Source organism: Saccharomonospora iraqiensis subsp. paurometabolica YIM 90007 (assembly GCF_000231035.2).
GTDB lineage: Bacteria > Actinomycetota > Actinomycetes > Mycobacteriales > Pseudonocardiaceae > Saccharomonospora > Saccharomonospora paurometabolica.
In genome coordinates this window covers 1-5,741 of sequence record NZ_KI912264.1, presented here as the reverse complement: position 1 = coordinate 5,741, position 5,741 = coordinate 1, and the positions used below count along the sequence as shown (strand labels likewise).

General features: G+C 70.9%; 6 protein-coding genes. 1 reads left to right on the top strand and 5 read right to left on the bottom strand.

All coding sequences use genetic code 11. From position 1 onward, the window contains the following. The 4 genes from SACPADRAFT_RS0223735 to SACPADRAFT_RS0223720 form a co-directional block, all read right to left on the bottom strand. Positions 1 to 390: DUF309 domain-containing protein (locus tag SACPADRAFT_RS0223735; RefSeq protein ID WP_028662721.1), on the bottom strand; the 390-nt coding region annotated here is incomplete at its 3' end. A 29-nt stretch (positions 391 to 419) separates the two neighbouring features. Next, a complete protein-coding gene (gene ctaD / locus SACPADRAFT_RS0223730; protein WP_007026205.1) occupies positions 420 to 2,183 on the bottom strand; it encodes an aa3-type cytochrome oxidase subunit I in 1,764 nt (587 codons plus the stop codon). 178 nt (positions 2,184 to 2,361) lie between these two features. Then, complete coding sequence (locus SACPADRAFT_RS0223725; RefSeq protein ID WP_007026204.1) at positions 2,362 to 2,604, bottom strand: DUF2630 family protein; 243 nt, start codon at positions 2,602 to 2,604, stop codon at positions 2,362 to 2,364. 94 nt (positions 2,605 to 2,698) lie between these two features. After that, positions 2,699 to 3,454 carry an IclR family transcriptional regulator gene (locus tag SACPADRAFT_RS0223720; protein WP_007026203.1) on the bottom strand — a complete coding sequence of 252 codons (756 nt, stop codon included), beginning with the start codon at positions 3,452 to 3,454 and terminating at the stop codon, positions 2,699 to 2,701. A 193-nt stretch (positions 3,455 to 3,647) separates the two neighbouring features. Here SACPADRAFT_RS0223720 and SACPADRAFT_RS0223715 point away from each other — a divergent pair, with 193 nt between their 5' ends. Next, a complete protein-coding gene (locus tag SACPADRAFT_RS0223715; RefSeq protein WP_007026202.1) occupies positions 3,648 to 5,105 on the top strand; it encodes an MFS transporter in 1,458 nt (485 codons plus the stop codon). A 93-nt stretch (positions 5,106 to 5,198) separates the two neighbouring features. On the opposite strand, the gene SACPADRAFT_RS0223710 is transcribed toward SACPADRAFT_RS0223715, so the two are convergent. Further along, positions 5,199 to 5,741 (bottom strand): GNAT family N-acetyltransferase (locus SACPADRAFT_RS0223710; protein ID WP_028662720.1); only part of this gene is annotated, 543 nt, incomplete at its 5' end.

Here is a 5,741-nt window from a genome sequence, read left to right as displayed (position 1 = left end):
GCGCAGGCCGGCGACGTCGAGGCCGTGCGGGGCGGAGTCGGCGAACCCGGCGAGGTTGTCGGCGCCCCGGCGCAGCAGCGACACCGCCCCGTTCGGGTTGCCGCGGGCGGCGTGGGTGAGGCCCACGGCGAGCTGGGCCAACCCCCGCCACAGCTCCCGCTCCGCGTCCGGCCCGGACTTCCACGCGTCCTCGAACACCTCGTGCGCGTGGAACGGTTTGCCCTCGTCCAGCAGACGCTGCGCTTCGTGCACCGTCTGCTCCGGGGTGCGCGTCACGCCCTCCGGCTGACGTTCGACACCCGCGGCGCCGTGGGGCAACGGCCTGCCGAGCCCGTCGCGTGGCCTGGCGTTGCGTGCGCGTCCCTCGTCGTCCCGGTCCCTGTCCGCCACACCCGCGAGTGTGCCACGCGGCGACCGGCTCACCCCGTCTCGCCCTTGGTGGCGTCGGACGCCTTGACCTCGGGCGGGGGCAGGTGCGGGCGCTCGGCATCCTTCGTCTTCCCGGTGAAGGTGATCTCGCCCTCGCCGCGCATCCGCTCCACCATGTGCGGGTAGTGCAGCTCGAACGCGGGACGCTCGGAGCGGATCCGCGGCAGCTCGGTGAAGTTGTGCCGGGGCGGCGGGCTGCTCGTGGCCCACTCCAGCGAGTTGCCGTAACCCCAGGGGTCGTCGATGGTCACCGGATCACCGAAGCGGTAGCTGCGCACCACGTTCCACAGGAACGGCAGCATCGACAGGCCCAGCACGAACGCGCCGATCGTGGAGACCACGTTGAGCGTGGTGAACCCGTCGGAGGGAAGGTAGTCGGCGTAACGCCGGGGCATGCCCTCGTTGCCGAGCCAGTGCTGCACCAGGAACGTGGTGTGGAAGCCGACGAAGGTGAGCCAGAAGTGCAGCTTGCCCAGCGGCTCGTTCATCATCCGGCCGGTGAACTTCGGGAACCAGAAGTAGATCCCGGCGAACGTCGCGAACACGATCGTGCCGAACAGCACGTAGTGGAAGTGCGCCACGACGAAGTAGCTGTCGTGCACGTGCCAGTCCAGCGGGGGCGCGGCGAGGATCACCCCGGTGAGCCCGCCCAGCAGGAAGGTGATCAGGAAGCCGAGCGAGAACAGCATCGGCGTCTCGAAACTGAGCTGCCCCTTCCACATCGTGCCGAGCCAGTTGAAGAACTTGATCCCCGTCGGCACCGCGATGAGGAACGTGGTCATCGCGAAGAACGGCAGCAGCACCGCGCCGGTGGCGTACATGTGGTGGGCCCACACCACCGCGGACAGGCCCATGATCCCGATGGTCGCGAACACCATCAGCCGGTAGCCGAACAACGGTTTGCGGCTGAACACCGGGATGATCTCGGTGATGATGCCGAAGAACGGCAACGCCACGATGTAGACCTCGGGGTGGCCGAAGAACCAGAACAGATGCTGCCAGAGGATCGCCCCGCCGTTGGCCGGGTCGAACACGTGCGCCCCCACCAGCCGGTCGGCCGCCAGCCCGAGCAGCGCGGCGGTGAGGATCGGGAAGGCGATGATGATCAGCACGCTGGTGAACAGGATGTTCCAGGTGAAGATCGGCATCCGCCACATCGTCATGCCCGGCGCGCGCATGCACACGATCGAGGTGATCATGTTGACCGCGCCGAGGATGGTGCCCAGGCCGGACACCACCAACCCCATGATCCACAGATTCCCGCCGATGCCGACCGAGAACTGGTCACGCGACAGCGGGGTGTAGGCGGTCCAGCCGAAATCCGCGCCCCCACCCGGGGTGAGCAGCGAGCCGAGCACCATCAACCCGCCGAGCAGGAAAAGCCAGTAGGAGAAGGCATTCAGCCGGGGGAAGGCCACGTCCGGGGCACCGATCTGCAGCGGCAGCACCAGGTTGGCGAAGGCGAACAGCACCGGGGTCGCGTACAGCAGCAGCATGATCGTGCCGTGCAGCGTGAACATCTGGTTGTACTGTTCGGTGGAGAGGAACTGCAGTCCCGGCTGACCGAGCTCGGTGCGCAGGACCAGCGCCATGATGCCCCCGGCCATGAAGAACGACATGGCCGTGACCAGGTAGAGCTGACCGATCGCCTTGTGATCGGTCGTGCGCAGCCAGCTCAACGCGCGCTGGCCGCGTTTGGCCGGGACCGGGGCCGGTTCCTGGATCCTCGTCGGGCGTACGAGCTGCGTGTCCACGAAAGTCCCTCCGCCGAAAGGTGCGTCCCCGGCGCGCCTTCCGTCCGGCGACGGCTCGGGGAGGCCACGAATCACGCTAGACGCGCCTGCGGATACCCGCATGTCGGCGAAGTACGCCCGTACGGGTGACCCGCGTGCGGCGGGAGGTCCGGTCCCGCCACACCGGCACCCGCCGGGACTACTGCTGGTACGACTCGACCTCACTCACCGGTCGGGCGTGCGTCTGGTCCGGGTCGCCGCCGAACTCGGCACTCGCCCTGCGCCTGCGCAGCAGGTCCCAACACTGGTCCAACCGCTCCTGCAGGTGTCGCAACCGCACGCGATCCTCCTCGTCGAGGCCCGTGCCCGTCGCACGGGAGCGGAGCTCCCGCTCCTCCTCGATCAGCCGGTCGATGGTGGCCAGGGTGTCGTCCTCGGACATCGGTCTCCCCTTCCTCCCACGCGGCGGCATGCCCCCGCGGGCCACCCGCCAAACGCACCCCGTGACCCCACCCGGGGCGAGCGTGCGCCCGGGGTCAGGCCCGGCCGCGGGAGGCCAGGGCCCGGGAGATCCCGCGTGCGGCGGACTGCACGAGCGGCGCCAGGGTGCCCGGCCGCGCCCCACGGGCGTTCACCACCAGCGACAGGGCGGCCACCACCGCCCCCTCGCGGTCGCGCACCGGGGCCGCCACCGACACGGCGTCCAGCGTGACCTGCCCGTCGCTGACCGCGAATCCCTGCCTGCGCACGGTCGCCAGCACCGACCGCAGCCGCTCCGGGTCCGTGATCGTCTTCGGGGTGTAGGCGGTCAGCGGCGCGGACAGCGTCTCGCGCTGCACCCGCTCCGGCGCGTACGCGAGCAGCACCAGGCCCACCCCCGTGGCGTGCAGGGCGAACCGCCCGCCGACCCGGGTACGCACCGGTACGGCCTCCCACCCCGCGATGCGCTCGACGAACACCAGCTCCGGGCCCTCCCGCACCGCGAGCTGCACGTTCTCGTGGGTGACCTCGTACAGGTCCTCCAGGAACGGCATGGCCGCCTCCCGCAGGCCCAGGCCACGCGGAGCCAGCGACGCGACCTCGTACAGCCGCAGGCCGATGCGGTAGCGCCCGTCGGCGCCGCGTTCCAGCGCGCCCCAGTCCACCAGCTCCGCCGCGCGCCGGTGGGCCGTCGGCAGGGACACCCCGGCCCGCCGGGCCAGCTCCGTCAGGGACAACGTGGGAGAGGCCGGGCTGAACGCGTCGAGCAGGGACAGCACCTTCGACGTCACCGACCGGGACTCGCCGGACACCGGATCCTCCTCCGTCGCCGGCGTCACACACGCCGGACAGCTCGTTGCGCGGGACCACGAACCACTCGAGCCTCGACGGCGGCTGCCGGGAGAGCCACGGCGGTTTTCACCCAGTGAAAACATTCCCGCTGACATCGTTCGACAGACCACACCACGACTCGCCGGGTCCCGCCCGTGCCTAGGGTCCCCTCTCATGACGAGGTCAGAGTCGACTTTCCTCCCCGCCGAGGAGGAACAGAGCCGGAAGCCGTACCGGGCGTTGTGGGCGATGCTGCTGCTCGGCTGGGTGGTCAGCTACGCCGACCGCACGCTCACCGGCCCCGTCGTGAGCTGGATGATCGCCAACGACGTCGGGTTCATCGGGGAGTCCAGCGACCCCCGCGCGCTCGGCGGCCTGGTCGGGTCCCTGTTCTTCACCGGCTACATGCTCACCCAGTACCCCGGTGGCCGGCTCGGTGACCGGTTCGGGCACCGCGAGATGATCGTGCTCTCCCTGCTGTGGGCGGGCGTGATGACGGCGCTGTCCGGCATCGTCGTCGGGCTCATCGCCTTCGTCGGCGCCCGCGTGCTCACCGGCCTCGGCGAGGGCGTGTTCTACTCCAACGACCGCACGCTGATCATGAACAACACCCCGCCGAAGCGACGCACGCTCGGACTCGGGGTGGTCATCTCCGGGCTGTCGATCGGTCTCACGGTCGGGATCGTGCTCACCCCCGTGCTGATCGACTGGGGTTCGTCGCTGGGCCTGGGCACGGACGCGTGGCGGGTGCCGTTCCTGGTGTTCGCGGTGGTCTCGGTGCTCGTGGCGCTCGGCTGCTGGTACTTCTTCCACCGGCACCTCGGTGGCAGGCTGCGCCTGGGGCCGCCGCTGCTGCGCATGGTCGCGGTGTCCACCCCGCTGCTGGCGGCGGTGCTGCTGCTGTTCGTCGTCGCCGACCGGCTGCAGTGGCCGACCTGGGGCACCGCGCTCGGCTCGGGCCTGCTCGCCGTCGTGGTCATCGGGGCCGTGGTGCTGCGCATCCGCCGCACCCCCGAGGCGGCGACACTGCTCTCCCGGGACATCGTCATCATCTACTTCGCCTACATCGCCATCCTGTGGAACCTGTGGTTCTTCAGCTTCTGGTCGGTGGAGATCGTCCGGGAGGCGGCGGACAGTTCCCTGCTCGCCGCGGCCCTCACCGCGGCGTTCAACGCGGGCGCGGGCATCCTCGGGTTCCCCGCCGGTGGCTGGCTGGCCGACCGCGCGCTGCGCAGCGGCCGGGGGCGCAAGCCGCTGCTGATCAGCTTCTCGGTGATCTACTCGCTGCTGGTGTTCTGCTTCGCTCTGTCCATCAGCGGCGGCGGCACCCCGTCGCTGTGGCTGCTCGGGCTGATCCTGTTCTGCTCGGGGCTGTTCTTCAACGCCCTGCAGCCGATCGCCCAGGGCATGACCGGCGACCTCGTCCCGGACGCCCAGCGCGGCTCGGCGTTCGGGCTGCTGAACCTGGTCTCCGAGATCGGCGCCGTGGCCAGCCCGGTGGTCAGCGGTGTGCTGCGCGACGCCACCGGCAGCTGGTCGGTGGGCACCTGGGTGGCGGGCGGCATCATGCTCGCCTCCGCCGGGATGTACGCGTTCGTGCGGGAGAAGCGCCCCGCCCTGGCGGACGCCTGACCGTCCCGGAGCGCCGCGGGCCACGCGGATCCGCCGGCACCCGTCGGTGCACCGGCGGATCCGCGTGGCCCGGTGTGCGTCGGCCGACCGCGGTCAGCGGGCCGGCATCCGGTACCAGGACGTCCACAGCGGACGATAGCCCTGCGCGTACCAGAACGGCGTGGACCGCGGATTCGCCGGCGCGTGGTGCAGCAGCACCACGTCCACGCCGGACTCCTCGAACACCTGGTGCGCGTGCTCGGCCAGCGCCGTGCCGACCCCGGTGCCGCGGGAGGTCTCGGCGATGTCCAGCGAGGCGAGGTAGCCCACCCGCTCGGCGGCGACGGACCCGGCGATCCAGTCCGAGTCCGGGGGCAGTTCGATGTGCAGCAGACCGAGCGGGTTCCCGTACAACTCGGCGATCCACAGCGGGGGCACCGTCGCGTCCCGGGAGAGCAGTTCGCGCGTCGACTCCCGGATCGTGGGCTCCGCGTGGTCCCGCAGCGCGACCACCCCGAAGTGCGCGTCGTAGCGGCGCAGTTCCAGTTGCAACCGCACCGCGGTGTCCAGGTCACCCGGCCCGGCGTGCCGGATGCGCACCCCCGGCACCGCGGGTGGTCCGCTGCCGTGCCGTGCGCGGGGCCGGGCCGCCAGCAC